Annotated in this window: 24 protein-coding genes; 15 read left to right on the forward strand and 9 right to left on the reverse strand. The window is 71.9% G+C overall.

The features are described 5' to 3' along the window. Positions 1-48: 48 nt before the first annotated feature. Positions 49-375: a winged helix-turn-helix transcriptional regulator gene (locus ACIA77_RS03785; protein ID WP_395884208.1), complete on the forward strand. Its 327-nt coding sequence runs from the start codon at positions 49-51 to the stop codon at positions 373-375. On the opposite strand, the gene hisN is transcribed toward ACIA77_RS03785, so the two are convergent. Beyond that, positions 365-1,153, reverse strand: coding sequence for a histidinol-phosphatase (gene hisN / locus ACIA77_RS03790; RefSeq protein WP_395884209.1), 789 nt, complete (start codon positions 1,151-1,153; stop codon positions 365-367). The genes ACIA77_RS03785 and hisN overlap by 11 nt on opposite strands. A 42-nt stretch (positions 1,154-1,195) precedes the next feature. Between hisN and ACIA77_RS03795 the strand changes: the two genes are divergently transcribed. Both ACIA77_RS03795 and ACIA77_RS03800 read left to right on the forward strand, forming a co-directional pair. Beyond that, positions 1,196-1,897, forward strand: a complete 702-nt coding sequence (locus ACIA77_RS03795) for a response regulator transcription factor (RefSeq protein WP_395884329.1) — start codon at positions 1,196-1,198, stop codon at positions 1,895-1,897. Between the two features lie 16 nt (positions 1,898-1,913). Next, a complete protein-coding gene (locus ACIA77_RS03800; protein ID WP_395884330.1) occupies positions 1,914-3,197 on the forward strand; it encodes an ATP-binding protein in 1,284 nt (427 codons plus the stop codon). Here the strand turns inward: ACIA77_RS03800 and ACIA77_RS03805 are convergent. From ACIA77_RS03805 to ACIA77_RS03820, 4 genes are all read right to left on the reverse strand, one after another. Next, on the reverse strand, positions 3,194-4,030 hold the full coding sequence (locus ACIA77_RS03805) for an NAD(P)H-binding protein (protein WP_395884210.1): 837 nt from the start codon (positions 4,028-4,030) through the stop codon (positions 3,194-3,196). The genes ACIA77_RS03800 and ACIA77_RS03805 overlap by 4 nt on opposite strands. Before the next feature lie 302 nt (positions 4,031-4,332). Beyond that, a complete protein-coding gene (locus ACIA77_RS03810; RefSeq protein WP_395884211.1) occupies positions 4,333-4,869 on the reverse strand; it encodes a GtrA family protein in 537 nt (178 codons plus the stop codon). 37 nt (positions 4,870-4,906) lie between these two features. Continuing rightward, entirely contained in the window at positions 4,907-5,410 is a 504-nt protein-coding gene (locus ACIA77_RS03815) for a GtrA family protein (protein WP_395884212.1), read from the reverse strand. 10 nt (positions 5,411-5,420) lie between these two features. Beyond that, positions 5,421-7,697, reverse strand: coding sequence for a sigma-70 family RNA polymerase sigma factor (locus ACIA77_RS03820; RefSeq protein WP_395884213.1), 2,277 nt, complete (start codon positions 7,695-7,697; stop codon positions 5,421-5,423). A gap of 256 nt (positions 7,698-7,953) precedes the next feature. Between ACIA77_RS03820 and ACIA77_RS03825 the strand changes: the two genes are divergently transcribed. From ACIA77_RS03825 to ACIA77_RS03840, 4 genes are all read left to right on the forward strand, one after another. Beyond that, a complete protein-coding gene (locus ACIA77_RS03825) occupies positions 7,954-8,787 on the forward strand; it encodes a GGDEF domain-containing protein (RefSeq protein WP_395884214.1) in 834 nt (277 codons plus the stop codon). 187 nt (positions 8,788-8,974) lie between these two features. Then, positions 8,975-10,327, forward strand: a complete 1,353-nt coding sequence (locus ACIA77_RS03830) for a glycosyltransferase 87 family protein (protein WP_395884215.1) — start codon at positions 8,975-8,977, stop codon at positions 10,325-10,327. Positions 10,328-10,490: 163 nt separating this feature from the next. Then, a complete protein-coding gene (locus tag ACIA77_RS03835; protein ID WP_395884216.1) occupies positions 10,491-11,126 on the forward strand; it encodes a cysteine hydrolase family protein in 636 nt (211 codons plus the stop codon). Between the two features lie 9 nt (positions 11,127-11,135). Beyond that, positions 11,136-13,214, forward strand: a complete 2,079-nt coding sequence (locus ACIA77_RS03840; protein ID WP_395884217.1) for an FUSC family protein — start codon at positions 11,136-11,138, stop codon at positions 13,212-13,214. Here ACIA77_RS03840 and ACIA77_RS03845 read toward each other — a convergent pair. After that, the gene (locus tag ACIA77_RS03845; RefSeq protein WP_395884218.1) at positions 13,201-14,298 is read right to left on the reverse strand and encodes a DUF2332 domain-containing protein; all 1,098 of its coding nucleotides are present in this window, start codon (positions 14,296-14,298) and stop codon (positions 13,201-13,203) included. The two genes, ACIA77_RS03840 and ACIA77_RS03845, sit on opposite strands and share 14 nt — an antisense overlap. 86 nt (positions 14,299-14,384) lie before the next feature. Here ACIA77_RS03845 and ACIA77_RS03850 point away from each other — a divergent pair, with 86 nt between their 5' ends. From ACIA77_RS03850 to purE, 4 genes are all read left to right on the forward strand, one after another. After that, positions 14,385-15,980, forward strand: coding sequence for a LuxR C-terminal-related transcriptional regulator (locus tag ACIA77_RS03850; protein WP_395884219.1), 1,596 nt, complete (start codon positions 14,385-14,387; stop codon positions 15,978-15,980). A 120-nt stretch (positions 15,981-16,100) separates the two neighbouring features. Further along, positions 16,101-17,255, forward strand: coding sequence for a flavin-containing monooxygenase (locus tag ACIA77_RS03855; protein WP_395884220.1), 1,155 nt, complete (start codon positions 16,101-16,103; stop codon positions 17,253-17,255). A gap of 63 nt (positions 17,256-17,318) precedes the next feature. Continuing rightward, on the forward strand, positions 17,319-18,503 hold the full coding sequence (locus ACIA77_RS03860) for a 5-(carboxyamino)imidazole ribonucleotide synthase (protein WP_395884221.1): 1,185 nt from the start codon (positions 17,319-17,321) through the stop codon (positions 18,501-18,503). A 10-nt stretch (positions 18,504-18,513) separates the two neighbouring features. Beyond that, complete coding sequence (gene purE, locus ACIA77_RS03865; protein ID WP_395884222.1) at positions 18,514-19,011, forward strand: 5-(carboxyamino)imidazole ribonucleotide mutase; 498 nt, start codon at positions 18,514-18,516, stop codon at positions 19,009-19,011. A 650-nt stretch (positions 19,012-19,661) separates the two neighbouring features. Here purE and ACIA77_RS03870 read toward each other — a convergent pair. After that, positions 19,662-21,335, reverse strand: coding sequence for a class I adenylate-forming enzyme family protein (locus ACIA77_RS03870; RefSeq protein ID WP_395884223.1), 1,674 nt, complete (start codon positions 21,333-21,335; stop codon positions 19,662-19,664). Between the two features lie 114 nt (positions 21,336-21,449). On the opposite strand from ACIA77_RS03870, the gene ACIA77_RS03875 reads away from it, so the two are divergent. After that, a complete protein-coding gene (locus ACIA77_RS03875) occupies positions 21,450-22,607 on the forward strand; it encodes an acyl-CoA dehydrogenase family protein (protein ID WP_395884224.1) in 1,158 nt (385 codons plus the stop codon). 2 nt (positions 22,608-22,609) lie between these two features. Then, on the forward strand, positions 22,610-23,299 hold the full coding sequence (locus ACIA77_RS03880) for a hypothetical protein (protein ID WP_395884225.1): 690 nt from the start codon (positions 22,610-22,612) through the stop codon (positions 23,297-23,299). Here the strand turns inward: ACIA77_RS03880 and ACIA77_RS03885 are convergent. After that, positions 23,284-24,138 carry a helix-turn-helix transcriptional regulator gene (locus tag ACIA77_RS03885; RefSeq protein WP_395884226.1) on the reverse strand — a complete coding sequence of 285 codons (855 nt, stop codon included), beginning with the start codon at positions 24,136-24,138 and terminating at the stop codon, positions 23,284-23,286. The two genes, ACIA77_RS03880 and ACIA77_RS03885, sit on opposite strands and share 16 nt — an antisense overlap. A 103-nt stretch (positions 24,139-24,241) precedes the next feature. Here ACIA77_RS03885 and ACIA77_RS03890 point away from each other — a divergent pair, with 103 nt between their 5' ends. After that, complete coding sequence (locus ACIA77_RS03890; protein ID WP_395884227.1) at positions 24,242-25,258, forward strand: aldo/keto reductase; 1,017 nt, start codon at positions 24,242-24,244, stop codon at positions 25,256-25,258. Here the strand turns inward: ACIA77_RS03890 and ACIA77_RS03895 are convergent, their stop codons facing one another. Then, positions 25,259-25,804: a QsdR family transcriptional regulator gene (locus ACIA77_RS03895; RefSeq protein ID WP_395884228.1), complete on the reverse strand. Its 546-nt coding sequence runs from the start codon at positions 25,802-25,804 to the stop codon at positions 25,259-25,261. A gap of 88 nt (positions 25,805-25,892) precedes the next feature. Between ACIA77_RS03895 and ACIA77_RS03900 the strand changes: the two genes are divergently transcribed. Then, positions 25,893-26,690, forward strand: a complete 798-nt coding sequence (locus ACIA77_RS03900) for an alpha/beta fold hydrolase (protein WP_395884229.1) — start codon at positions 25,893-25,895, stop codon at positions 26,688-26,690. The last annotated feature ends 45 nt before the right edge of the window (positions 26,691-26,735 follow it).

Genomic DNA, 26,735 nt, shown 5'->3' on the forward strand with positions numbered 1-26,735 from the left:
TATCGACTTCGAAAATCGAAGCAACTCCCGCCGAGTAAGATCCCGCGGGTGGCGGATGAGGACTGCGTACGTGGCGACGCTGCGCTGACTCGCGCCTTCGCGATCCTGGGCATGCGCTGGACGGGGTTGCTGATCGGCCAGCTCGGCCGCGGCGCGTCGGGGTTCCGGCAGCTTTCGCGCGCCATCGGGAAAGTCAGCGACTCGGTGCTGTCCGAGCGGCTGACCACCCTCGTCGACGCGGGTCTGGTGCAGCGCACGGTGTTCGAAGGTCCCCCGGTGGCCGTGTCCTACCGGCTCACCGAGTCCGGGCGGGCGCTGCTGCCCGTGCTGGCCCAGCTGTCGGACTGGGCCGAGGAGCACCTGCCTAGCGCTTGAGCACCGCCAGCGCGGCGTCGTGCACCAAGCCGTTGCTGGACAACGCCGAGCCGCCTTCGTAGGTCGCCGCCCCGGACAGGTCGCTGAAGCGTCCGCCGGCTTCGGTGACGATCACCTGCGCCGCCGCGACGTCCCACGGGTTGACGATGCACTCCGCGGCGAGGTCGAGCGCGCCTTCCGCGACGAGGCAGTGCTGCCAGAAGTCCCCGAAGGCACGGGATTCCCAGCAGGCCTCGGTGAGCGCGAGGTACTTCTCGCGGGAGTGGTACTCGGTCCAGGTGGTCAAGTCCGTCGTGGACAGGTACGCGTCGGCCAGCGAAGCCACCGACGACACCGCGAGTTCGCGGGTGCCGGCGCTGTCGCTGCTGTGCGCGCCGTCGCCCTTCGCCGCCCACCAGCGGCGGCCGAGCAGGGGTGCGCTGATCATGCCGACGACCGGCGTGCCGTCCGCGACCAGCGCGATCAGCGTGGCCCAGACCGGGACGCCGCGCAGGAAGTTCTTGGTGCCGTCGATCGGGTCGAGCACCCACGCGCGGCCGGTCGCCCCGGCCGTTCCGCCGCGTTCTTCGCCCGCGACGGCGTCGCCGGGACGCTCTGTGGCGAGGATCGCACGGATCGCGTCCTCGACGGCGGTGTCGGCGTCGGTCACGGGGGTGCGGTCCGGTTTGCGGGACACCGAGAGGTCGAGCGCGCGGAACCGCGCCGTCGTGATCGCGTCGGCGGCGTCAGCCAGCCGGGTGGCAAGGGTCAGATCATCCTCGTAGCCAGGCACGGTCACGATGGTTTCACGGGTGTTCGCCGTAAGGTTGCTCAGGTGAGCATGGTCCTACTTGCCGAAGACGACCCCACCATCGCCGAGCCGCTGTCCCGGGCGCTGCAGCGAGAGGGGTACGAGGTGGAGGTCGTCACCGACGGCCCCGCGGTCATGGACGCGACGGCCGCCCACCGCGTCGACCTGCTCGTGCTCGATCTCGGGCTGCCCGGCATGGACGGGCTCGAGGTGTGCCGCCGCCTGCGGGCCGGCGGCACGGAGCTGCCGGTGCTCATGCTCACGGCCCGCACCGACGAGGTCGACTTCGTCGTCGGGCTCGACGCGGGGGCCGACGACTACGTCGCCAAGCCGTTCCGGTTGGCGGAGCTGCTCGCCCGCATCCGCGCGCTGCTGCGCCGGCGGGTGCCGGAGGTGCTCGAGGCCGGCGGCGTGCGCATGGACCTCGGCGCGCGGCTCGTGACCGTCGACCTGCACGAGGTGCAGCTGGCGAACAAGGAGTTCGAGCTCCTGCGCGTGCTGATGAGCCGCGCGGGCCAGGTCGTGAGCCGCGACGAGATCCTCGCCGAGGTGTGGAACGAGCTGGAGTCGAAGACCTCGAAGACGCTCGACATGCACATGTCGTGGCTGCGCCGCAAACTCGCCGTCGCGGCCGACGAAGCCGCCGGGCGGCCGGCGAAGTCCACGCACTCCGACGGCGAACGGCGCATCGCGACCGTCCGCGGCGTCGGGTTCCGCTTCAACGTCGAGTGACGCGCGTCCGATGAGCATGCGCCGCCGCATTCTGATGGCGATCCTGCTGGCCGTGCTGGTCACGGCGGCGGTGCTCGGCATCCCGCTGGGCGTCACGGCGTGGCGGCTGGTGGAGAACCTCAACCGCGAAAGCCTCGCCGAACGCGCGCGCAGCATCGCCGCGACCGTCGACACCGAGGTGGCCAATGGCCAGCAGATCGACATCGACCAGTTCCGCGTCGGCGTGCCGCACGGCGCTTTCCTGGAGGTCCGCGGCGACGGCCTGATCGAGAAGCACCTCGGCGTCGACCCGGGTCCCGACCCCGTCGTCGAGCGCGTGCCGACGGCCCGGCGCGGCGAGGTCGTGCTGGCGATCCCGAGCGGTCCGGTCCGGACCAAGCAGACCCAGGTGACGCTGCTCGTCGTGCTGCTGGTGGTGCTGTCCGTCGGCACCGGCGCGGTGGTCGCGACGGTGACCGCGCGGCGGCTCGCGAAGCCGCTGCGGCACGTCGCCGACCGCGCGTCGCGCCTCGGCGGCGGTGACTTCCGGCCCGATCCGGGCCGCTACCGCGTGGCCGAGCTCGACATGGTCGCCGAGGCGCTGGACACGTCGGCTTCGGCGCTGGCGCAGCTCGTGCAGCGGGAGCGCCAGCTCGTCGGCGACGTCTCGCACCAGTTGCGCAGCCGGCTCACCGCGCTGCAGCTGCGGCTGGAACCGCTGACCGTGCACGGGGATCCCGACGTCGTCGAGGAGTCGCGCGCCGCGCAGGAGCAGGCCGACCGCCTGGCCGAGGCGCTGGACGAACTGCTCGCCGCGGCCCGCGCGGCGCGCGAGGTGGACGCCGAGCCCGTGGACCTGCCCGCGACGCTGCCCGAGATCGCCGAGGAGTGGCGGCAGCTGCTGCGCGTCGAGGGCCGCAACCTGAGGCTGAAGATCGCCGACGGGCTCATGGCCCGCGCGACCCCGGCGCGGCTGCGCGAGGTCGTCGGCGTGCTGCTGGACAACGCCCTGCGCCACGGCGCCGGCACCGTGACGCTGGCCGCCCGCCGCGGCGAATCCGACGCCACGGTGGTCATCGAGGTCGGCGACACCGGCTCCGGGGTGCCCGACGAGATCGCCCCGCACATCTTCGAACGCGGTTTCTCCGGCGGCGGCTCCACCGGCGTCGGCCTCGCACTGGCCCGCGCCCTCGTCGAAGCCGACGGCGGCCGCCTCGAACTGTCCAACAAACGCCCGGCGATCTTCAGCCTGTTCCTCAAGGTCCCGCGTCCGGACGACGTGGGTGAGGTCCGCTGGCCCGCGGAGCCGGTGCCGCGTTAGCCGAGTTCGCGGGCCCAGTCGGCGAACGTGAGCGGCTCGCGGCCGAGCAGGCGCGCCACCGTGTCGAAGACGACGTCTTCGCGGCCGGCGGACTGGCGTTTCAGCTCGAAGGCCCCGTCGATCGCCTCGGCGGGCCAGCCCTGCGCGCGCATCCGCGCGCGGGCGGCGGCTTCGGGTTCCTCGACGTACCGGAGCCGGCGGCCCAGCGCGTCGCCGAGGATGGCGACCTGCCGGGCGGCGGTGAGCGCCTCGCCGCCGGTGAGCGGGTAGGTCGCCCCCTCGTGCCCGGGTGTGGTGAGCACGAGCGTGGCGACGGCGGCGATGTCGCGCGCGTGGATCAGCGCGGACGCCGGATCGCCTTCGGGCACGTACACGGCGCCGACGGCTCGCGCGGATTGCAGCCACGCGCGGCGGTTGTCCATGAACGCGCCGGGCCGCAGGATCGTCCACGCGGGACCGGCGGCGCGGATCGCCTCCTCGGCGCGCGCGTGGGCGCGCGTGATGGGATCGGTCTGTCCGAAGTGGACGCCGGTGGTGGACAGCTTGACGAGGTGGCGCACGCCGGCGGGCGCGGCGGCGCGCGCGAGCGCGGTCTCCTGGGCCGCGCCGTCGCCGCCGTGGCCGGAAGTGAGGACGAAGACGCGGCTGACGCCGTCGAGCAGGCGGGGCAGCGCCGCGGTGTCGTCGAGGTCGCCGCGCACGACCTCGGCGCGCGGGTCGATGACGTGCCGGCCCGGGTCGCGGGTGAGGGCCCGCACGGGCGCGCCGGCGTCGAGCAGGGCGGGGACGAGGGCGCGGCCGACCTTGCCGGTGGCGCCGAGAACGAGGATCACTCGAGAACTCCTTGAGAGCAGGACGAAAACGCACGCGGGACGTGCGCGAGGGGTACGCACGCGGGCGGCGGCCGGCGTGCGGTGGCGAGAACGGCACGCGGGGTGTCGAGAACTCAACCCCGGACGTGCGCGGGCACGAGACGGAAAAGGGCTCAACCGGCGCCCGGCAGGGCCCGGTCCTCTTCGCGCTCGGCGACCACCTCGGATTCGTCCCGCCGGTCCCGGTCGAACCCGGGCGGCGTCTCAAGGAAGGACAACGACGAACATGACCCTAGACAACTACATGTCCACGAGCAACTACTTTAGCGCGGCAGGCGCGTGACGGTGGTGTCCCGGCGGCGTTCGCGGCGCTGGCCGAGTTCGTCGGGGAAGACCCACTTCTTGAAGCCCCAGAAGCGGAACACCATGGCGAGCAGCATGCCGATGATGGAGCCGCTCGCGAAGTCGGCGATCTCCTGCACGAAGCGGGCGACGTAGGGCACTTCGAGGTGCAGCACGTACCGCGAGACGTACAGCGGGACCAGGTTCACCACCACGGCCACGCCGCTGATGACGAAGAACAGCGCGGCCTCGTGGGTCCGTTCGCGCCCGCCGCGCGTGCGGAAGGACCACTCGCGGTTGAGGACGTAGGACACGATCGTCGCGACGATGATCGCGATCGCCTTGGCCGTGGTCGGCTTCTGCTCGAGCACCGAGAGTTTCAGGAAGTACCAGACGCCGTTGTCCACGAGGAACGTCGTGCCGCCGACGATCGCGAACTTCAGCATCTCCCGGTGCTTGATGAGCACCGAGCGCAGCGGCTCCGGTGTGCGGGCCAGCACGGTCTCGACGACGGTCACGGAATCCAGTCTAGAGAATCCGAGGTCACGGCAGGTCTCAGGCGGCCTCGCGGCCCGAAACATCCGGTTCGTCCGATGTCTTCACCGCGCGCAAGCGGGCACCCTCCGTAGGGAACACCCACTTCTTGAACGCCCACCAGCGGAACAGGGTGCCGAGCAGCGTCCCGATGATCATGCCGCTGACGAAGTCGGCCGCCTCCTGGCCGAACAGGCTCAGGTGCGGCTCGCGCAGGTCGAGCACGTAGCGCGAGATCCACTGCGGCAGCGCGTTGAGCCCCAGCGCGATGCCGCTGATGACGAAGAACAGCGCGGCCTCGTGGGTCCGTTCGCGCCCGCCGCGGGTGCGGAAGGACCACTCGCGGTTGGCGACGTAGGAGAAGATCGTCGCGACCAGCACGCCCACGATGAGCGCCGTCACCGGGTTCTCCCGCAGCACGGTGAACTTCAGGACGTAGGTGACAGCCGTGGTGATGAGGAAGCTCGCGCCGCCCACCACGGCGAACCGCAGCAGCTCACGATGCTTCGCCAGGAACGCGCGCACCCGCCGGACGCTACTCCCTCAGCCAGTCGAAGAAGCCGCGGGGCTCGAGCGCCGGGGCGCTTGGATCGGGTTTGCCCGAGTCGCCCGATCCCGGCGTCGGCGGCGCGCTCGTGGTCGTCGACGGCGTGCTCGGCGACGTGGTCGTGACCGGGTCCGTCGGCTTCGCCGGCGGCGTGGCCGACGGCGTCGGGTGCTTGCGCGTGGGCTTGCGAGACGAGCTGCTGGAGCTCGACGTCGGGTCGTCCGACGACGGCTCCGAAGTGGACGACGACGTCGTCGGCAGCGGCGACGGCACCCCGGTCGTCGGGTACGGCACGTCGCAGATCTCCATCCAGCACCCGAACGTCACCTTGGCCTGCTGCGCCGCCCGGCCAAGTGTCGCGTCCACGGTGACCGGGGCGTTGTGCGCCGGGCGGCCCTTGAGCCGCACCCACAGGTTCACGTGCTGGTCGGGCGCGAGCGCGCCGCGCGTGGTGCAGGTGGCGCCCGTCGCGGTCGGGTGGCACGGGAAGCCGCTGAGGCTCCACGACTGGTAGAGCGCGTGGTCGAAGGTGACCGTCACGGGCTTCGTGGTCTTGCCGGTGTTGCGCACGCGGACGTAGACGAGCGGGTTGCGCGTCCACGGGAACGCGGACAGCCCGTCGGTGTCGGCCTGCAGCAGGAGCGCGTCCGGCGGCGCCTTCACGGTGACCTTCACGCGCACCGCGACCTTGATCTTCGCGCCCGCGGTGACGGATCCGGTGACGGTGCCGCCCTGCGCCGAGTCGTCGGCCTGCAGCCGGAAGGTGAGCACGGCCGACTGCCCGGGTTGCAGGCCCGAGCCCGTTTTGCAGGTCACGGTGCCGCTGCCGCCGGGGCAGTCGACGGTGACCGGGTCGTTGGCGGCCTGCGCGTCGGCCTGCGGGCCTTCTCCGCGGGCGAAGCCGCTCACGGCGCCCCCACCGCCGCCGGCGGGCACAGCGGACACCCCCGGCGGCAGGTTCAGCGCCACCTGGACGGGGTCGGACGGGCTGCCGCCGTCGTTGCGCACTGTGATGGGCAGCGTCGCCGGTCCTTCGCCGGGCTGCAGCTCGAGCCCGCTCGGCGGCGTGGTCGCCGACATCTGCGGCGGCGCGGGCTGGGCCGGGGGAGCCGCGGGCGGCGGAGCCGGGGGCTGGACGGGCGGCGGGGCCTGCTGCGCGGGCGGCGGGGCCTGCGGCGGCGCGGGCGGCGCCGGGGGAGCGGGCGGCGCGGGTTTGGCCGGCGCCGCGGGCGCGGCGGGCGGCGGGACCGGCGCCGCCACCGGGATCTCCTGCGGGGACCCGGCCGCGGCCAGCGCGACCGCGACCGCCGCCACGATGGCGGCGCCCGAAGCGGCGACACCGACGAACTGCCGGGGCGCGGACGCGGCGGCGGCCGCTCCCGCTTTCGCCCCGCCCGCGGCGGCCGCTCCGGCACCGGCGGCCGCGGCACCCGCCGTGGCCGCGCTCGCCTTCGCGGCGCCGATCGTCGCGAGGTAACCCAGCGCGGCACCACCCAGGACGATCGGGGCGATGATCGCGCGCAGGCCGCCGTTGACGTCGGCGAGCTCGGCGGCGAGCGCCCGGCAGTTCTCGCACTCGTCGAGGTGGCTCTCGACCTGGGCGCGTTCGCGTTTGGACAGCCCGTCGCGCGTCCACGCGCCCAGCCGGTCGGCCGTCGCGCGGCAGCGCTCGGCGGCGTTCTCCTGCAGGTGGACCTGGAGGTACGCCTGGCGCAGGCCCTCGCGGGCGCGGTAGGCGAGCGCGGACACGCCGTTGGCGGTCAGGCCCAGCAGCGGCGCGACCTCGGCCGGGCTCTGCTGCTCGATCTCGGTGTGCCACAGCACGGCCTGCCAGCGTTCGGGCAGACGCGCGAACGCCTTCGCGGCCATCGTCCGCTCGAGGCCCGCGACGGCCGTGTCGGAGAACGGCACGGTGAGCGCCTCGCCGACGGAACCGCCGACGTCGCTCATGTCCTCGTTGAGGTCGACGCGGCGGTCGCGGCGCGTCTTGTCGTAGGCGGTGTGGCGCAGCGCGGTGAGGAGGTAGGCGCGGAACGCGGAGTCGGGGCCCTTGCCGGCGCGCAGCGTGTCGAGGACCTTCGAGAACGCCTCCGACACGAGGTCGTCGGCCTCGGAGCTGGAGCGCGCGAGCTGGCGGGCGAGGTTGTGCGCCGCGCCGCTGTGGCGTTCGTACAGCGGTCCGTAGCTGGCGATGTTCCCGGCGCGGACCTCGGTGATCAGCTCGGCATCGCTCTTACCGGACAGATCGGCGGGAACGGTGGACACGGGGCTCCTTCTTCTGGCACACGTGACCGGACCAGCCACGATCTACCTCTCCAACGCGAGCACAAGTGTGACGGACGCGGAGATACCCGTCACCTCGTGGTCGGTCTGTTGACTCCGACGGCCCAACGAGTTCACCCGCCGCCGTGGGACCGGTTCCGGAAAAACCCGCTGGAACGCCGTCACGCGGACGGGCGCTTCACGTCCCCTGAGTGGAGCAGGACAAGATCGACAACGACGCGGGAAGGAGCGGTGACCAGTGGACGTACCGGCGACCGGGCCGCTGTCCGGTCCCGCCGGCGAGCAGGAGCCCCGCACCCGAGACGGTTCCCTGCGCGCGCTGCGAGCCCGCTGGCGCACCGCCAGCCTGGCCGCGGGGTGGCGCTTCCCGAGCGACTGGGCACTGCCCGAAGTGGACGCCGTGTGCGCCGCGGTCATGCGCCACGGCCCCGCGGGCGCCGAAACCGCCCTCGCGGGCCTCGGCCGCGCCCGCGCCGCCGCCGGCGCGGGACTGGGCGAGACGTTGTCCGATCTGGCGGCGCTGCACGCCGTGCTGGCCGACCCGGACTCCGTCGACGGCTTCGTGTCCCCCGACGTGGACGCGACGCCCGCCCGGTTGCTCCGGGTGACTGCCCTGGCGTGGGCCGACGTCGCGACCGACCAGCTGGTGCACACGGAGGTGACGGACCCCTTGACCGGGCTGCCGTCGGCCGCGTACCTGCGGACGCGGCTGGGGGAGGTCTACCGCGGCGGCTCGGGTGACGACCACGTGCTGCTGGTGGTGGGCCTGGACCTCGCCACGGTGTCCGGGTGGCCGCGCCTGACGGGGATGATCCTGGTCGCGGACGCGGTCCGATCGGTCTTCGACACCGGGGAGAGCTACGCGACGCTGGGGCCCTCGGTGGTGGCCGCCCTGTGCCGCCGCGACGACCGCCTGGCCTCCCGCGGCGTGGCCCTCCGCCGCGCCCTGAACGACCGGCTCTCGGTCGACGCGCAGCTGCGGGAGGTCAACCAGCCTCGTGTGTCGGCCGTCCGGCTGCCCACCACGCACGAACGAGCGTGCGACCTGCTGGTTGACCTGGGGCGGGGCTGAAGCCGGGTTCCGCGGCCTTCTCGATCGGGTGGTGACGGAACCCGCGAGTGTCTCCAACCTCACCTCGGGTGATGCGCCGCGGCGGGTCGCACGGCGGCGCCCAACGCGCGTCAGCAGCCACAGGGCCTCCGGTGAGCGCGTCCGACCCATCGGGCCCCTGCCGTGCCGTTCATGATTTCCTGGAGGGGTGACCAGGACCGTACCCGCCGCTGTCGAGGGCGATGCTCCGGTGGGCGGGGCGCCGCCGAGGTTGGCGTTGCGCAGGTCGCTCGCGCGGTTGTCCGTGCGGCCGCGGTCGATGCTGATCCTGTCCGTGATCCCGCTGATCGCGATCGCCGTCGGGATCTGGGGGTGGACGCACGAGTGGAACCTGGGGGTCGACAGCGCGGTGTACCGCGGTGGGGCCCTCACGCTGCTGCACGGTGACTCGCTCTACGACACCAACACGCTCAAGACCGAACCGTGGTGGGCGCTGCTGCCCTTCACGTACCCGCCGACCGCGGCGCTGCTGTTCGTGCCGCTCGCGATCGTGCCGACGCAGGTGGCGTGGGGGTTCCTCACGGCCGTCTCGCTGGGGGCGCTCGCGCTGTCCGTGCGGATCTCCATCGGCGCGCTGCCGCGGCCGGACGAGGACGGTCCCCGCTGGTGGGCGTCGCCCGCGCGGTCGACGATCGTGTTCTTCGTCGTGTTCCTCGGCCTGGAACCGGTGTGGCGCACGATCTTCCTGGGTCAGATCAACCTGATCCTGATGGCCATGATCCTGCTGGACATGCTCGTGCTCGGCGCGCGCGGCAGCCGGTGGGGCGGCGTGCTGGTGGGTGTCGCGGCCGCGATCAAGCTCACGCCGCTGGTGTTCCTCGGACACCTGTTCATCACGGGCCGTCGCAAGGACGCGCTGCGCGGCCTCGCGACGTTCGTGCTCATGCAGGCCCTGATGTTCCTGGTCAACGCCCACGACGCGTGGCGCTACTGGACCGCGACCCTGCCCGACACCGGCCGCATCGGGCCCGTGCACTGGGCGGGCAACCAGTCGCTCACCGCGCTCATGAACCGCGCCACGGACCTCGCGCCGTGGGCGTCGCAGGCCGCGATGGGGATCGGGCTGCTGCTCGCGATCCCGGCGCTGTGGCTGCTCCTGCGCTTCCACCGCCGCGGCCAGGCGCTCGCCGCGCTGCTGGTCACGGCGTTCTGGACGCTCCTGATGTCCCCGATCTCCTGGTCGCACCACTGGGTGTGGGTCGCGCCGCTGATCGTGCTGCTGGTGTCGCGGCTGCCGAAGACGACGCCGGCCACGGCGTGGAAGCGGTGGCTCGGCACGGGCCTCGTCGCGTTCGTGTTCGTCAGCTGCGTGCTGCTGATCCTGCCCAACGGCCGCAACGTCGAACTGCACTGGAAGGTGTGGCAGAACGTCCTCGGCGACGCCTACATCCTCACACCGGTGGTGCTCGGCGTCGCGTTGATCGTGCGCTGGGCGCTTCAGCGCCGCGCCCGCAACCGCGCCTCGGGGGAGTCCGCGGACCGCGCCACGACGTCCGCCTGACTCGCACCCCTTCCCGCTGACCGGGACCACTCGGCCGGAGAAGATCAAAAACCGGTTGGCGCACAACGAAAGTCTGTGAACACGATCTCAGCTCCCGGGGACTACCGCCACGATCCGATACGTTACAGCCAACGAACGTAACGAAACTTCCTGGAGGGTCCCCATGGCGAACACCAGCTACGAACACGGTCGCGTCGGACTGCTGCTCATCGACCTCGTGAACGAGAACTTCTCCGAAGACGGCAAGGCGTACGCCACCTACGCGCCCGAGTACGAGCGCCTCGGCACCATCGAAAACCTCAAGAGACTGGTCGACGGCGTCCGCGAGCACGCGAACGTGCCGATCTTCTACTCCTCCACCGCGTTCACCGACGCCGACTACCAGTCGTGGAAACACGTGTCCGGGATCCACCGCCAGATGTTCGACAAGCGGCTGTTCGAAGCCGGCACGTGGAACGCCGAGTTCTTCGCGGGCCTGGCGCCGAAACCGGGCGACGTGGTGCTCGCGCCGCACAAGAGCCTCGACGTCTTCGCCCACACCGACCTCGAGTTCCAGCTGCGCCAGAAGAACGTGGAGTACCTCGCGATCGCGGGTGTCTCGGGGATCATGGCCGTGGAGTCGACCGCGCGCACCGCGATGGAGCGCGGGTACCACGTCACCACTTTCACCGACGCGATCGCCGCGCCCGGCGGGCTCGTGACCTACCAGGCGATGATGCGCGGCCTGAACATGATCTCCCACAACGTGATCAGCGTCGACGAGTTCCTCGCTTCGCTCCCGAAGCTCGCGGCCGCCTGACCCACCGCGATGCGTTACCGACTGGGGTTGCCGGAAGTACGGGACCGGCTGATCGCCTCCGACCCCGGACTGCTCCGGCTGGGTTCCGCGCTCAGCGTGGTTTTCGCGGTGGTGCTGACGCTCGGCGTCCTCGCCGCCGTCCGCGCCGGCGTCCCGATCCTCGTCGCGGGCGCGCTCACCGCCATGGTCACCACGGTCGCGGTGACCGAACCCCGGCCACGCGACCAGGCGCTGACGCTCGCCACCGGCGTACCGGTCGCGCTGGCCACGATGGCGCTCGGCAGTGCGCTGGCCCCGTACCGGATCGCGGCCGACGCGGTGTTCGTGCTGCTGATCTTCGGTGCGATCCACTTCAGACGGTTCGGCGCGCGGGCCACCACCCTCGGGATCTTCGTCTTCCAGTTGTTCTTCGTCACGCAGTTCACCGGGACGCGCGTGGCGCAGCTGCCCGCGTTGTCCGCCGCCGTGGTGGTGGCGTTCGCGAGTTCGGCGGTGACGCGCTTCGTCGTGCTGCGGTCGCCGCCGGCCCGCACGATGGCGCGGCTGCGGCGCGCGTTCCGCGTGCGGCTGGTGTTCGTGCTCGACGCGCTGGTGGTGGCGGCCGAGGGCGGGTCCGCGGACGGCGTGCGCCGGGCCGCCGCCCGCCTGCACGCGAGCGCTTTGCTGATCCAGCACCGGCTGGGGGCCACCGGTGCGGACGCCACCGTGACCCAGCGGCGGGTCGCGGAGGCCGAAACGGCCGCGGAACGGCTGGCGGTGCTCGTGCTGCGCCTGGGACAGTCCGAAGTGGACTCCCTGACGCGGCACCTGCCCGTGCGCGCACGCGAAGCCGTCGACGAACGAGACGCCGCGGTATTGCCCCGCCTGATCGCGGAACTGCGGGCCGTGCGCTCGGCGCTCGGCTCGACGCCGCCGGACGGGCTGCGCGACCGGCTCCTCGGCTACCGCGACGACGTGGATCTACCCGACGCGTCGCCCGCGGTGCAGGACGTCTTCCGTTCCCTCGGCGACTTCGCTTTCGCGTTGTTCGGCCTGCGGCGCGCCGCCGAAGAGCCGCTCGAGCCGGCGCGGGCGCAGGCCGAGGAGAACCGCGCGCGCATCCGGCCCACGACGCGGACCGCGTTGCAGGTGGCGCTCGGCTCCGCCCTCGCCATCGCCGGCGGCGAGCTGCTGTCGCCGGAACGCTGGTACTGGGCCGTGTTCACGTGCTGGGTCGTGTTCATCAGCACCACGTCGACCGGCGAGATCCTGGTCCGCGGCTACCGGCGCCTGCTCGGCACCGTCGCCGGTGTCGTCGCCGGCCTCGCGCTGGCGGCGCTGATCGGGAACGACCCGTGGCCGGCCTTCGTGCTCGCGCTCGTCAGCGTTTTCGGCATGTACTACACGACGACGGTGTCGTACACGCTGATGTCCTTCTTCGTCACGACGATGATCGGGATGCTGTACACGCTGCTGCACGTCCTCACGCCGGGCGTGCTGGTGGTCCGCATCGAGGAGACGGCACTCGGGATCGCGGCCGGGCTGGTCGCCGCCGTGCTCGTGCTGCCGGTGCGCACCCGCGACCGCACGGACCGGCAGCTGCGCACGGTCCTCGACCGGCTGCGCTCGGCGCTGGCCGCGTCGGTGGCCCGGCTGTCCGGCTCGGCCGAGGGCGACGGTGACCTCGTCGCGTCCGCCCGCGCCCTCGATTCCGCCCTTGATGCCCTGCGGCTTTCGGTGCAGCCCTTGCTCGTCCCCGTCACGCCGTTGCGTTCGCGGCGACGCACCGCGCGTGCGGTGCTGGGGCTGCTCGAGACGGCGGCCTTCCACGTCCGCAGCCTGGCCGCCACGGCCGACCTGGTCCCCGCCGACGCTCGCCTCGCGGCCGAGCGGACGCGGATCGACCACAACCTCGATGCCCTCGCGGCGCACCTCGACGGCTCGAAGACGGCCGTCACGCGCAGCGCCGGCGTGCTGGTCCGGGTCAGCCCCGGCGTGCCCGCCGCGGACGCCAACGCGACGCGTCGCGCGCTGCGGCACCTGCAGCGGGTGGACGAGAGCGTGCTGGGCCTGGCCCGGGCACTCGACGTGCCCGTCACACCCAGGTGAAGTCGTCCGCGGCGTGCCGGGCCGGCGCGAGCCAGCGCAGGTAGGGGTCGGCCAGGGCGAGTAGCTCGTCGTGGTCCGGCAGGCTCGCCCCGACCACGTAGTTCGTGGTGCGCCGGGCGAGCGGGGTGGGCACGGTCAGCCCGGTCGCCGCCAGCAGGCCCGGCGCCTCGGCGAAGACCCACGCCACCGGACGCCGGCTCGCGCGCAGCTGGTCGGCGAACGCCGTCCGCTCGTCGGCGGTGAGGTAGCTCAGCAGCGACGCGGTGAATACGACAACCGGCTCGCTGCCGGGCAGTTCGGCGAGAGTCTGGCCGGTGTCGGTGACGGCGTTGCCCCGCACCACGGGCGCGGGCAGGGCCAGCGCCACGTCGATGGCTCCGCGCAGGGTGGCGAGCTCGCCGACCTGCTCGGGCCAGATGAACGCGGCCAGCCAGGCCCGCGCGTCGGGGTCGGTCAGGTCGATCGGGTTCAGGTCGAGCCCGAGCCGCGTGGTGATCTCGGGCGGCGGCTCGGCCGGGAGTTCGCCGTGGACTTCGCACGAGACGACGACCGGCGACGGACCGGCGGTCTCGTGTCCGTTGAGCCGGTAGCGGTACCGGTCGAACCGGAGGTTCAGCCCGGCGCTGGCACCCACCTCGACCAGCGCCAGCGGTCCCGGCCACCGGCGGCGGACGTGGTCGAGGCCGAGCCGCAGCGCGACGCACCGGCGGATGTCGTTGGTCTGGGTGGACCGCTCGCGCAGCAGGCGCAGCAGTTCGTCGCGGTGCCCGTCGCAGAAGGCCGCGAACGCGGGGACGAGCCGGTCGTCGATCGCGCGGGAGCCGCCGTGGATCGGGTAGTAGGCGGCCAGTGGTGCGCCGGGTTCGGCCGCGAGCAGCAGGTTCACCGCGGCGAACAGCAGGCTCGGCCGGCGCTGCTCACCGGGCGCGGCCAGCAGCAGGTCGAGCAGCCCGTCGTCGGTCACGACGCCATCGCTGAGTGCCGCGTACACGGGGGACCCGCCCTGGCCCTGCGTTGCGCTGAAGACCCGGAACAGCCGCCGGATCCGGTCCACCCCGACGCTGCGGTCGGTCCCCTCGGTCACCTCCCGAACCTACCGGCCGGGAACCGGTTCGTGGCTCCCCAGCGCGGAATCCGCGTCGTACAGTGGGACAACTGCCAGGGAGGTGCATGGCGGTGGTGAACGGCGAGGCGGTCGAGCGGGCCTACGCCGGACAGGCGTGGCGGGAGGTGTACACGCGGCTCACCGCGGGCCGGGTGTCGCTCACCGCCGACGACCTCGTGCGCCTTTCCACGGCGGCCTACCTGCTCGGGCACGACGACGAAAGCTTCGAATCGCGCGAACGCGCTTACCGCGAGTACGTGCGCGACGGTGGGCCGGCCCAAGCCGCCCGGTGCGCGTTCTTCCTGGCCATGCCGTTGCTGCTGCGTGGTGAGCCGGCGCGGGCGAACGGCTGGCTGGCGCGGGCGCGGCGGCTGCTCGACGAGCACGGGCTCGACTGCGTCGAACGCGGTTACCTGCTGGTGCCGGTCGGCCTGCAGCGCATCCAGGGCGGGGACAACCGGGGCGCGCACGCCGCGTTCACCGGTGCCGTCGAGTTCGCCGCCCGCTTCGGCGACGCGGACCTGCTCGCGCTGGGCCGGCACGCGCAGGGCCGCGCCCTGATCAAGCTGCACCGGACTTCGGAGGGCCTGGCTCTGCTGGACGAGGCCATGGTCGCGGTGACGTCGGGCGAGGTGTCGCCGATCGCGGCGGGCGTCGTCTACTGCAGCGCGATCGAAGGCTGTCACGAGGTTTTCGACCTCACCCGCGCGCAGGAGTGGACGGCGTCGCTGAGCGCCTGGTGCGCGGCGCAGCCGGACCTGGTGCTCTTCCGCGGCCAGTGCCTGGTGCACCGTTCGCAGGTGCTGCAGGTGCTGGGCGCGTGGCCGGAAGCGCTGGCGGAGGCCCGGCGGGCCGGCGAACGGCTCTCCGGGCCGCGCCGCCAGCCGGCGCTCGGCATGGCGCTCTACCAGGAGGCCGAGCTGCACCGGCTGCGCGGGGAGTTCGCGGCGGCCGAAGACGGTTACCGGCGCGCGAGTGAATACGGGCACCCGACGCAGCCCGGCTGCGCGCTGCTGCGCCTGGCCCAGGGCCGGACGGCCGCCGCCGTCACGGCGATCGGCCACGCCGTGACCGAGGCGGCGGACGACCACCTCGTGCGGGCGCGCATGCTGGCGGCGCAGGTGGAAATCGTGCTGGCCGCCGGTGAATTCGGGGTCGCCCGGGGCGCCGCCGACGAGCTGTCGGCGATCGCCGCGGAGATCGGGATGCCGCTGCTGCGGGCGACGGCGGCGCACGCGCGCGGCGCGGTCCTGCTGGCCGAAGGGGATCCATCGGCCGCGCTCGGCGAGTTGCGCGCCGCGTGCGAGGGCTGGGCCGAGCTGGCCGCCCCGTACGAAGGTGCCCGCTCGCGGCTGCTCATCGGCCGGGCCCGGCAGCTGACGGGGGACGACGACGCGGCGGAGGTGGACTTCGCGGCCGCTCGCGCGGTCCTCGCACGGCTCGGCGCCGCCACTGAGGGCGCCCTGGAGACCTCGTTGACCGAGCGGGAGGTGCAGGTGCTGGCGCTGGTGGCCGAAGGCCTGTCGAACCGGCAGATCGCGGCGGAGCTGGGAATCAGCGAACACACCGTGCGCCGGCACTTGCAGAACGTGTACGCGAAGCTCGACGTGCCCTCGCGCGCCGCCGCGGCGACCCACGCGGTGCAGCACCACCTCATCTGAGCCGCCTGTGGTACGGACGGACCACGGCGTTCCCGCCCGAAGTGGTACGGCTGTGCGATGCGACGCCCGCCGCCCGCTCCTAGCGTCGTCCCCAGGGGCTGGAGCCGGGAGGTAGGGCTGATGAACGAGTACGACGGCGCCGAGCACACCGAAACGGTGATCATCGGGGCGGGGCAAGCGGGCCTGTCGGCCGGCTACCACCTCGCGCGGCGGGGCCGCGACTTCGTGGTCCTCGACGGCAACGACCGCATCGGGGACAACTGGCGTTGCCACTGGGACACGCTGCGGTTGTTCACGCCGGCTCTGGCGGCCGGGCTGCCCGGGATGCCGTACCCGGGCCCGCGGATGCACTACATGACCAAGGACGAGATGGCCGACTACCTCGAGTCGTACGCGCGCAAGTTCGCGCTGCCCGTGCGGGGTGGGCAGCGCGTGGTCTCCGTCGCGCGCACCGGGGCCGGGTACGTGGTGACCACCGCGACGACGACCTTCACCTGCGACAACGTGGTGGTCGCGACGGGGACCTTCGGCCGCACGCCGCGCGTCCCGGAGTTCGCCGGCGGGCTCGACGCCCGCATCCGGCAGTTGCACTCGAGCGAGTACCGCAACCCGGCGCAGCTGAAGCCCGGCCCGGTGCTGGTCGTCGGCGCGTCGCACTCCGGCGGCGACATCGCCTACGAAACAGCCCGGGCGGGGCACCCGACGCTGCTCAGCGGACCCGTGCGCGGTGAGTTCCCGTTCGACATCGACCGGCGCCCGGCGCGGGTCATCTTCCCGGTGCTGTTCTTCGCGGCCCAACACGTCCTCACGCTGCGGACTCCGATGGGCCGCGCACTGCGGTCCGAGGTCCGGACGCACGGCGGACCGCTCATCCGGGTCAAGCGCGCCGATCTCGTCCGCGAGGGCGTCGAGCTCGTCGCCGACCGCACGACCGGGGTCCGCGCCGGTGCTCCCGTCCTGGCCGACGGCCGGGTCCTCGACGTCGCCAACGTGGTGTGGTGCACCGGGTTCCGCCAGGACTTCTCGTGGATCGACCCACCGGTCACGGACGACACGGGCTGGCCGCGCGAGCAGCACGGCGTGGCGACCACGTCGCCCGGCCTGTACTTCGTCGGGCTGTCGTTCCAGTGGGCCTTCTCGTCGATGCTCGTCGGCGGGGCGGGGCGTGACGCCGAGTACGTCGCGAAGCACCTGATGTCCCGGGCCGGGCCGGGGACCGCCGCGCGGACCGGACGGGCGCGGCTGGGCGCGGGGGCCGGTGGCGCAGCTCACTGAGCGCGGCTTGGTGGCCGGTACCCGCAGGTCGTGCGGGCCTGGCCAAGTAACCTGAGCGGCGCTATGGACAAACGAACAGGTCTTCCCGTCGTCGGCGTGGTGGGTGGTGGGCAGCTGGCCCGCATGACGCACCAGGCGGCGATCTCGCTCGGGCAGTCGCTGAAGATCCTCTCGGCGAACGCGGACGATTCGGCGGCGCTCGTGGCGTCCGACGTGGTCATCGGGCACCACACGGACCTCGAGGCGCTGCGGTCGTTCGCGAAAGGCGTCGACGTGCTCACGTTCGACCACGAGCACGTGCCCGGCGAGCACCTGCTGACGCTCGTGATGGAGGGCGTCGTGGTGCGGCCGGCGCCGACGGCGCTCGGGTTCGCGCAGAACAAGCTCGTGATGCGCGAGATGATGGCCGGCATGGGCGTGCCCGGGCCCGCGTTCGCCGAGGTGTCCACTGTGGACGACGTGGTCGCCTTCGGCGGCGAGCACGGCTGGCCCGTGGTGCTCAAGGCGTCCAGCGGCGGCTACGACGGCCGCGGCGTCTGGATGCTCGACACGGCGCAGCAGGCGCGCGAGACGGTGCCTGAGCTGCTCGAGGCGGGCACGGCGCTGTTGGTCGAGGAGAAGGTGACGATGAAGCGCGAGCTGGCGGCGCTGGTCGCCCGCTCGCCGTTCGGCCAGGGGGCCGCGTACCCCGTCGTCGAGACCGTGCAGACCGGCGGCATCAACACCGAGGTCCTCGCACCCGCGCCCGGCCTGCCCGAGTCGCGTGTGCACGAGGCACAGGACCTGGCGCTGCGCATCGCCTCGACGCTCGACGTCACCGGTCTGCTGGCCGTCGAGCTGTTCGAGACGGAGACCGGCCTGCTCGTGAACGAGCTCGCCATGCGCCCGCACAACTCCGGCCACTGGACGATGGACGGCTCCCGCACATCGCAGTTCGAGCAGCACCTGCGCGGCGTGCTCGACTACCCGCTGGGCCGCACGGACCTGATCGCGCCCGCGTGCGTGATGGCCAACGTCCTCGGCGCCGACCTCGCCCCGCAGATGAGCCCCGACGAGCGCGTGCACCACCTCTTCGCGCGCTTCCCGGAGGTCAAGATCCACCTCTACGGCAAGGAAGACCGGCCCGGCCGCAAGCTCGGCCACGTCAACTTCATCGGCGACCGCATGGACGACCTGCGCAACCGCGCGCTGCTGGCCGCGCACTGGCTGTCCCACGCCGTCTGGCTCGACGGCTACGAGATCCACTGAAGGGGAACACATGGCACCGCAGGTCGGCGTGATCATGGGCAGCGACTCCGACTGGCCCGTCATGGAGGCCGCAGCCCTCGCCCTGAAGGAATTCGGCGTCGAATACGAGGTCGGCGTCTACTCCGCCCACCGCACCCCCCAACGCATGCTGGATTACGCGACGTCCGCCGCCTCCCGCGGCCTCCGCGCCATCATCGCCGGCGCCGGGGGAGCGGCGCACCTGCCGGGCATGGTCGCTTCGGCGACGGTGCTGCCGGTGATCGGGGTGCCGGTGCCGTTGAAGTACCTGGACGGGCTGGACTCGCTGCTGTCCATCGTGCAGATGCCGGCGGGGATTCCGGTGGCGACGGTTTCGGTTGGCGGGGCGCGGAATGCCGGGCTGCTGGCGGTGCGGATGTTGGCGGCTTCGGATCTGCAGTTGCAGTCGAAGCTGGAGGAGTTCCAGCAGGGGTTGCAGGAGATGGTTTTGGAGAAGGATGCTGCGTTGAGGGAGAAGGCTGGGGAGTAGGGCCGGATTCGCGCTGGCTTGGGTCGGTTTTGCATTGCGGCTCGGTTTGTGGTGCGGTCCTTCTCGTGCTGGAGACCTTTTCGTGCCGGGTCGTTGCGTAGGCTGCGTGGTGGCGTAGCGGGGTGGTTGTTTCGTACGGGCGGCTCGTCGCGCTAGCGCGCGACGTTGCGCCCGGGACTCGTCCTGCACCCCGAAGCCGATGATGGTAACGACGGTCTGGATCACCTTGTCAAGGCTGGAAAGCGTGCCTTGACAAGGTGATCCAGACCGCGTGGAGGCTTCGGATCGAGGTGCGGGGCGGAGTCTGGGTGCAGGTCTTGTCGGGCGTATCGGTGGCCATTTCGTACGGCGGGTGGGTTGCGGGGTTGTCTGGCGGCGTTGCCGGGTGCGGTAGTCATTCCAATTCCAGGTGAGGTGCAAACCCAAGCTTCCCCACGCTCGAAAACCGCCACCTAGCTACGCCACTCACCCATGCACCCAGCCCTGGCCCTGCACCTCGATCCCCGCCTTCTCCGCGGTCTGGACCACGTGTCAAGGTACTCTTTCCCGCCTTGACACGTGGTCCGGACCGTGGTGACACTCAAAGATCGGGGTGCCCCTCGCAACCTATGCCCGGCGATGTTGCGCGCCAGCGCGACGAGCCGAAGGCATCAGGCGCTCTCCGGCAACCTCCTCCTCAACTCCCTCTTCAACACCTTCCCAGCCGCCGAAACCGGAATCTCATCCACAAAATACAATTCCCGAATCCGCTTATACGGCAGCACCTTCTCATTCACCGCCGAAATCAACCCCTCAGCCTCCACCGACGCTCCGGGCTCCCGCACCACGAACGCCACCGGCAACTCCCCGACATCATCCCGAGCCCGCCCCACCACAGCAGCACTCAACACCCCGGGAAGCGCGATCAACAACTCTTCCAACTCCCGGGGAAACACGTTGTACCCCTTGTACAACAGCATGTCCTTCTTGCGATCCACAATAGACAGATAGCCATCTTCATCCAGCACCCCGATGTCCCCGGTGTGCAACCACCCGTCCACCAACGCCGCAGCAGTCTCCTCAGCCCGGTTCCGATACCCCCGCATCATCTGCGGCCCCCGCAGGCACACCTCTCCCTCGACGCCGGCGCCGAGCGGCTCCTCAGACCCCTCCCCGACGATCTTCACCTCCGTGTCGAAGATCGGCCCGCCCACCGACCCGGCCTTCCGCAGCCCAGACCGATACGACGGTGCGATCACCGCCCCCATCGTCATCTCCGTCAGCCCGTACCCCTCGCTGATCACCACCCCGGGGAACCGCGAATGCAGGGCCCGGATCATCTCGTGGTTCATCGGCGCGGCACCGGACCCGATGCTGCGGACCGACGACAGGTCGGCCGTGTGAAAAGCCGGGGTCGCGAGCAGCGCGGCGAACAGTGCGGGCGCGCCGCCGAGTGAGGTGACCTGGAGGCGTTCCGCGTCGGCGACGTACGCGGCGGGGTCGAAGCGGGGGTGCAGCACGGTCGTGGTGCCGGTGAGCAGCGCCGCGTTGAGGCCGGCGATCACGCCCATCGCGTGGAACCAAGGGGTCAGGTTGATCGCGGTGCCGGTGCCGAGGCGGCCGGGCCACTCCTGCTCGCTGCCGATCTGGTCGAGGACGACGTCGCCGTTCGCGTCGAGCGCGGGGACGGAGCCGCTGCTCCAGCAGGCGGCCTGCAGGGTGTTGGTGACGATGTTGCGGTGCGTGAGCTCGACGCCCTTCGACCGGCCGGTCGTGCCGCCCGTGTACGCGAGGTGGGCCAGGTCGGTGGTGACATCGATGTCGACATCCGGACGGGTGGTGGGTGCGTCGGCGAAGAACTCGCGGAACTCGACCGAGCCCGGGACGGTGACCTCGCCGGGTGCCACCACGATCGTCAGCCGGGCCGGGATGCGGTCCGCGACCGCCGCGACGGCGCCCGCCACCGGCCCGAACGTGATCACGGCGGCGGCTTCGCAGTCCGTCAGCTGGAAGGCGAGGTCGTCGGGCGGGAGCAGGGGGTTCGTGGGGCTGAAGGTGGCCCCGGCCAGCAGGATCCCGTAGTAGGCGACGGGGTAGGCGAGGCAGTTGGGCAGGTGCACGGCGACCACGTCGCCCTTGCCGATGCCGCGGGCGAGCAGCGCGTTGGCGAACTTGCGGGCACCTGCGTAGGTTTCAGTGCAGGTGAGAGTGTCGTCGCCCATGGCGAACGCCGTGCGGTCGCCGAAGCGGGCTGCGGATCCGGCGAGTATCGAACCCACCGGGACATCGGGGTAGTCGAGGGAAGCGGGCAATCCGGGCGGCGGCGTCGACGCGGTGATGGCCATCACCCGACCTTACGAAGAGTGCGGTCAACGACACAAGAACGACTGACGCGCCCGGCGTGAACGAGCGCTAACATCGACGGAACTCTCCCCATTGCTGCAGAAGAGGTGACGGAAGTGGCCGAGGGCCTGTACCAGCTTGCCGAGGAGCACGAGGAGCTGCGGGCCGCGGTCCGGGCTCTGGCCGAGAAGGAGATCGCCCCGTACTCGGGGGAGGTCGACGAGCAGGAGCGGTTCCCGGTCGAGGCGCTGGAGGCGCTGAACAAGTCCGGGTTCAACGCGGTGCACATCGCCGAGGCCTACGACGGCCAGGGCGCCGACGCGGTGGGCGCGTGCATCGTGATCGAGGAGGTCGCCCGGGTCGACGCGTCGGCGTCGCTGATCCCGGCGGTGAACAAGCTGGGCACGCAGCCGATCATCCTGTCCGGGTCCGAGGACGTGAAGAAGCTGGTGCTCCCGTCGATCGCGACGGGTGAGGCGATGGCTTCCTACGCGCTCTCGGAGCGGGAGGCCGGTTCGGACACCGCGTCGATGCGCACCCGCGCGAAGCTCGACGGGGACCACTGGGTGCTCAACGGCACCAAGGCGTGGATCACCAACGCGGGTGAATCCACCTGGTACACGGTGATGGCCGTGTCCGACCCGGAGGCGGAGAAGAAGTCCAACGGGATCTCCGCGTTCGTCGTGCACAAGGACGACCCGGGCTTCTCCGTGGGCCCGAAGGAGCGCAAGCTCGGCATCAAGGGCTCCCCGACGCGGGAGATCTACTTCGAGAACTGCACCATCCCCGCGGACCGGATCATCGGCGAGCCGGGCACCGGCCTCAAGACGGCGCTGGCGACGCTGGACCACACGCGCCCGACCATCGGTGCGCAGGCCCTGGGCATCGCGCAGGGCGCGTTGGACGCAGCCGTGGCCTACGTCAAGGACCGCAAGCAGTTCGGCAAGGCCATCGCCGAATTCCAGGGCGTGCAGTTCATGCTCGCCGACATGGGCACCAAGATCGAGGCCGCCCGCCACCTCGTCTACGCCTCCGCCGCCGCCTCCGAACGCGGCGACAAGCGCGCCGGCTTCATGGCGTCCGCTGCGAAGACCTACGCCTCCGACATCGCGATGTCCGTGACCACCGACGCTGTCCAACTCTTCGGCGGCGCCGGCTACACCCGCGACTTCCCGGTCGAACGCATGATGCGCGACGCGAAGATCACCCAGATCTACGAAGGCACGAACCAGATCCAGCGGATGGTCATGGCCCGGGCACTGCTCAAGGGCTGAGGTTGCCCACGTTCGAAGACGAGGCGTTCGCCGCCTTCCGGCGTGGGGAGACGGAGCTCGTGGGCCGGCTGAGTCGGGCCGAGCTCGTCCGCGCGCGGGAGGCCGGTGACGTCCCCGGGCAGGTCGGGGCGTTGTGCATGCTGGCGCGCGTCGCCGTGCGGGGTGGTGACTTCGCGCGGTGCAGGGCGCTCGCCACTGAGGCCCTCGACCTGGCCCGAGGTACCGGCGACCGGGCGCTGCGGAAGTCGCCGGTGCACATCCTCGCGGGCGTTGCGCGCATGGCGGGCGACTTACAGACGGCGCGGGCCGGGTACCTGGAGAGCATCGCGCTGCGCCAAGAGCTGGGCCTGACCGAGGCCGTGGTCTGGGAGCAGCTCAACCTCGGCCACCTCGAACTGCGGACGGGCCACCCGGAGAAAGCCCGCGAGCTGTTCCGCGTCGTGCGGACCTGCGCGGCCGAGCACGACCTGGGGGACCTGCGGGCGTACGCCGCGCTCGCCGAAGCGGTCTTGGCCGAGACCGACGGGAAGCCCGCCGAGGCCGCGCGCCTGCTCGGCCACGCGGAGACGGCCCTGCGCGCCCGCGGCGAAGTCCTCGACCCGGACGACGCCGCGGAAGCAGCAGCACTGCGGACCCGCCTGATCGCCACGCTCGGACAGCCCGGGTTCGACACGCACTACGCGGAACCCTGACTGTCCGAAGTGGCCGGTGCCGTCCAGCTCGCCAGTAGCCGCAGGCGTTCCTCCGACGGGGAGCCCGGTTCCACTGTGGAGATACCCAGCGTCTGGTCGGGATCGTCGGCCGGGGTGAGGGCTTCGTAGCCGAGGATCAGCTCGCCGGCGAGCGGGTGGCGGTAGTGCTTCACGCCGTGGGTGCGTTCGAACACGTCGTGGTCGGCCCACCAGCGGCGGAAGTCCTGGTCGCGCACCGAAAGCTCGCCGATGAGCTCCGCGAGCGCCGGGTCGTGCGGGTGGCGCCCGGCGTAGAGGTGCAGCGAAGCGACGATCCCGCGGGCCGCGCCTTCCCAGTCGACGTAGAGCGAGCGCACGGTCTCGTCCAGGAAGATCAGCCGCGCCATGTTGCGCGAACGCGCCGGCAGCGCGGCGAAGTCGGTGTAGAGCACGCACGCCAGGTGGTTCCACCCGAGCACGTCCATCTTCCGCCCGAGCACCAGCGCCGGCACGTGCGTCAGGCTCTCCAGCGCCAGCTGCAGCCCCGGGCGCACGCGCTGGGGCGGCAGCGCGCGCGGTTTCGACCGCGTGGGCTTGGCCAGCGTGAACAGGTGCGTCCGCTCCAGGTCGGTCAGCCGCAGGGCCCGCGCGACGGCGTCGAGCACCGCTTCGGAGACGCTGAGGTTGCGCCCCCGCTCCAGGCGCACGTAGTAGTCCACGCTCACCCCCGCCAGCTGCGCCACCTCCTCGCGGCGCAGGCCCGGCACGCGCCGCGGGCCGGGGTGCGGTGTGAGACCCGCTTCCGCGGGCGTGATCTTCGCCCGCCGCGAGCGCAGGAACTCCCGGAGTTGCTCGCTCATGCGTCCAGCCTAAAGCGGATCACGCCCGTGAGAGGGGTTCTGCCAGACCCCCGGTACGACCGGTCCTCTCGGTCCCCGCCGCCGCGGTGTTCTCCTGGAAGTCATGGAACGCAGAACTCTCGGCGGCACCGGCATCTCGGTGAGCGGATACGCGCTCGGCACCATGATGTTCGGCGCCATGGGCAACACCGACCACGACGAGTCGGTCCGCATGATCCACACGGCGCTCGACGCGGGCGTCGACTTCCTCGACACGGCCGACGTCTACTCCGGCGGCGAATCGGAGGTCATCGTCGGCAAGGCGATCGCCGGCCGGCGCGACGACGTCGTGCTCGCGACCAAGTTCGGCCTGCCGATGGGGGAGGACCCGAACCACCGCGGGGCCTCACCGAGGTGGGTCAAGCGCGCGCTCGAGGACAGCCTCCGCCGCCTCGGCACGGACTACGTCGACCTCTACCAGCTGCACCGTCCCGACCCCGCGACGGACATCGACGAGACGCTCGGCGCGCTGTCCGACCTCGTGCGCGCGGGCAAGGTCCGTGCGATCGGCAGCTCGTTCTTCTCGCCGGAGGAGACCGTCGAAGCGCAGTGGGCGGCCGAGCGCCGCGGTCACCACCGCTTCCGCACCGAGCAGCCGCCGTACTCGATCCTCACCCGCGGCGTCGAGCAGCGCGTGCTGCCCACGGCCCAGCGCTACGGGATGGGCGTGCTGACCTTCGGCCCGCTCAACTCCGGCTGGCTCTCCGGCCGTGCCGACCCCACCACCGGGCACCGCAACGCCGGCCGCGGCGCCCAGATGTTCGACCTCTCCCGGCCCGGCGTGCAGGCCAAGGCCGCCGCGGTCGAGCAGCTCACCCGGGTCGCCGCCGACGCGGGGATCTCGCTGCCGCACCTGGCGATCGCGTTCGTCCGCGCCCACCCGGCCGTCACGTCGGTGCTCATCGGCCCGCGCCGGCCCGAGCAGCTGGCCGACCTCCTGGCCGGTGCCGACGTCGTGCTGGACGAGGCCGTGCTCGACCGCATCGACGAGATCGTCGCCCCGGGGGTCGACGTGCACTCGGGCGACTTCTACATCAGCCCCACGCCGGCGATCCTCGACAAGCGCTTGCGCCGCCGCTGATCACTTCGCGGTGGCGAGCAGCAGCCCGATGACCCGCACGGCGTCGTCGAGCCGCGGTTCGCCGCCGAGGAGCTGGGAGTACATGAACGAGTCGCCGATGCGGATCACAGCCTGCGCGACGGCGGTGGTCGGCACGTCGAAGCGCAGGCCGTTGCGGTCGAGCAGCTCGGTGAACAGCTGCGTCGCCCGGGCCTCGACCTCACCCGGTGCCATGATCACCTTCGCGAACAGCGCGGGGTCGTGGGTCGCGAGCTGCCGCAGCGGGGTCAGGGTGACCACCGTGTGCATGAAGCGCTCGACGACCACCAGCGTCGTCGCGAGGCCCGGGGGACCGGTCACGGCGGCCTCGACCGCGCGGTAGGTCCGTTCGGTGCTGTCGGCCAGCACGCGCCCGAGCAGCTGCTCGTGGTTGCCGACGCGCCGGTACAGCGTCGCGCGGCTCAGGCCGAGCTCGGCGGCCAGTGCCGACATGTCGATCGACTCACCGCGCAGGTACGCCTCGGTCGCCGCGCGGACGACGTCGTCGGTGGAGGGCGAGCCGCTCATCCGGGCATTGTGGCTGACAGCGGACGGTGCTTGCCAAACCACGCCGGACGTGAGACAAATTCTTTGTCTGTCTCAGGTGGAGGTGTGCATGACTTCGGTGACGGTGCCGGGCGGACAACAGGTGCACTACGTCGACCACGGCGGCGACGGCCCGGCGGTCTTGATGTTGCACAGCTTCCTGATGGACCACGGGATGTGGCAGCCGCAGATCGAGGACTTCGGCGCCGACTACCGCGTGATCGCGCTCGACGAGCGCGGCCACGGCGAAACCCCGGCCGAGCGGCCGTTCGACTACTGGGACGTCGCCCGCGACGCTTTCGCGGTGCTCGACCACCTCGGCGTCGAGCGCACCGCCGTGATCGGCACCAGTCAGGGCGGGTTCATCGGCCTGCGCATGGCGCTGCTGGCACCGGAGCGGATCACGGCGCTCGCCGTGCTGGGCACCTCCGCCGACGCCGAAACCCCGGAGTACGCCGCCGTCTACCGCCAGATCGGCGAGGTCTTCGCGCAGGGCGGAGCCGACGACGTGATCGAAGGCGTCGCCGCGATCTGCTTCGGCGACGGGTTTGCCGGCGCCGGCCCCTGGAAGGCCCGGTGGCGCGAACGCGTGCGGGGCGACCACGCCCGCCTGCTCATCCACGTCCTGACCGGCCGCGACAGCCTGGCCGACCGGCTCGGCGAGATCCAGACGCCCACGCTGGTCCTGCACGGCACCGCCGATCGCGCGTACGCGGTGGCACAGGCCGAAGCGCTCGTCGCGGGCCTGCCGCACGCCGAACCGCTCGTGACGGTCGAGGACGGCGCCCACTTCCTCAGCCTCACCCACGCGGCACAGGTCAACTCGCACCTCAAGGGGTTCCTCGCCGCGCACGTCGCCGGGAGGTAACCCCGGCCTCGCGGCCCTTGCCAAAGCGTGCCCCCCGTGCGAGAA

The organism is Amycolatopsis sp. NPDC051903 (assembly GCF_044452505.1).
In the GTDB taxonomy this organism is placed as follows: Bacteria; Actinomycetota; Actinomycetes; order Mycobacteriales; family Pseudonocardiaceae; genus Amycolatopsis.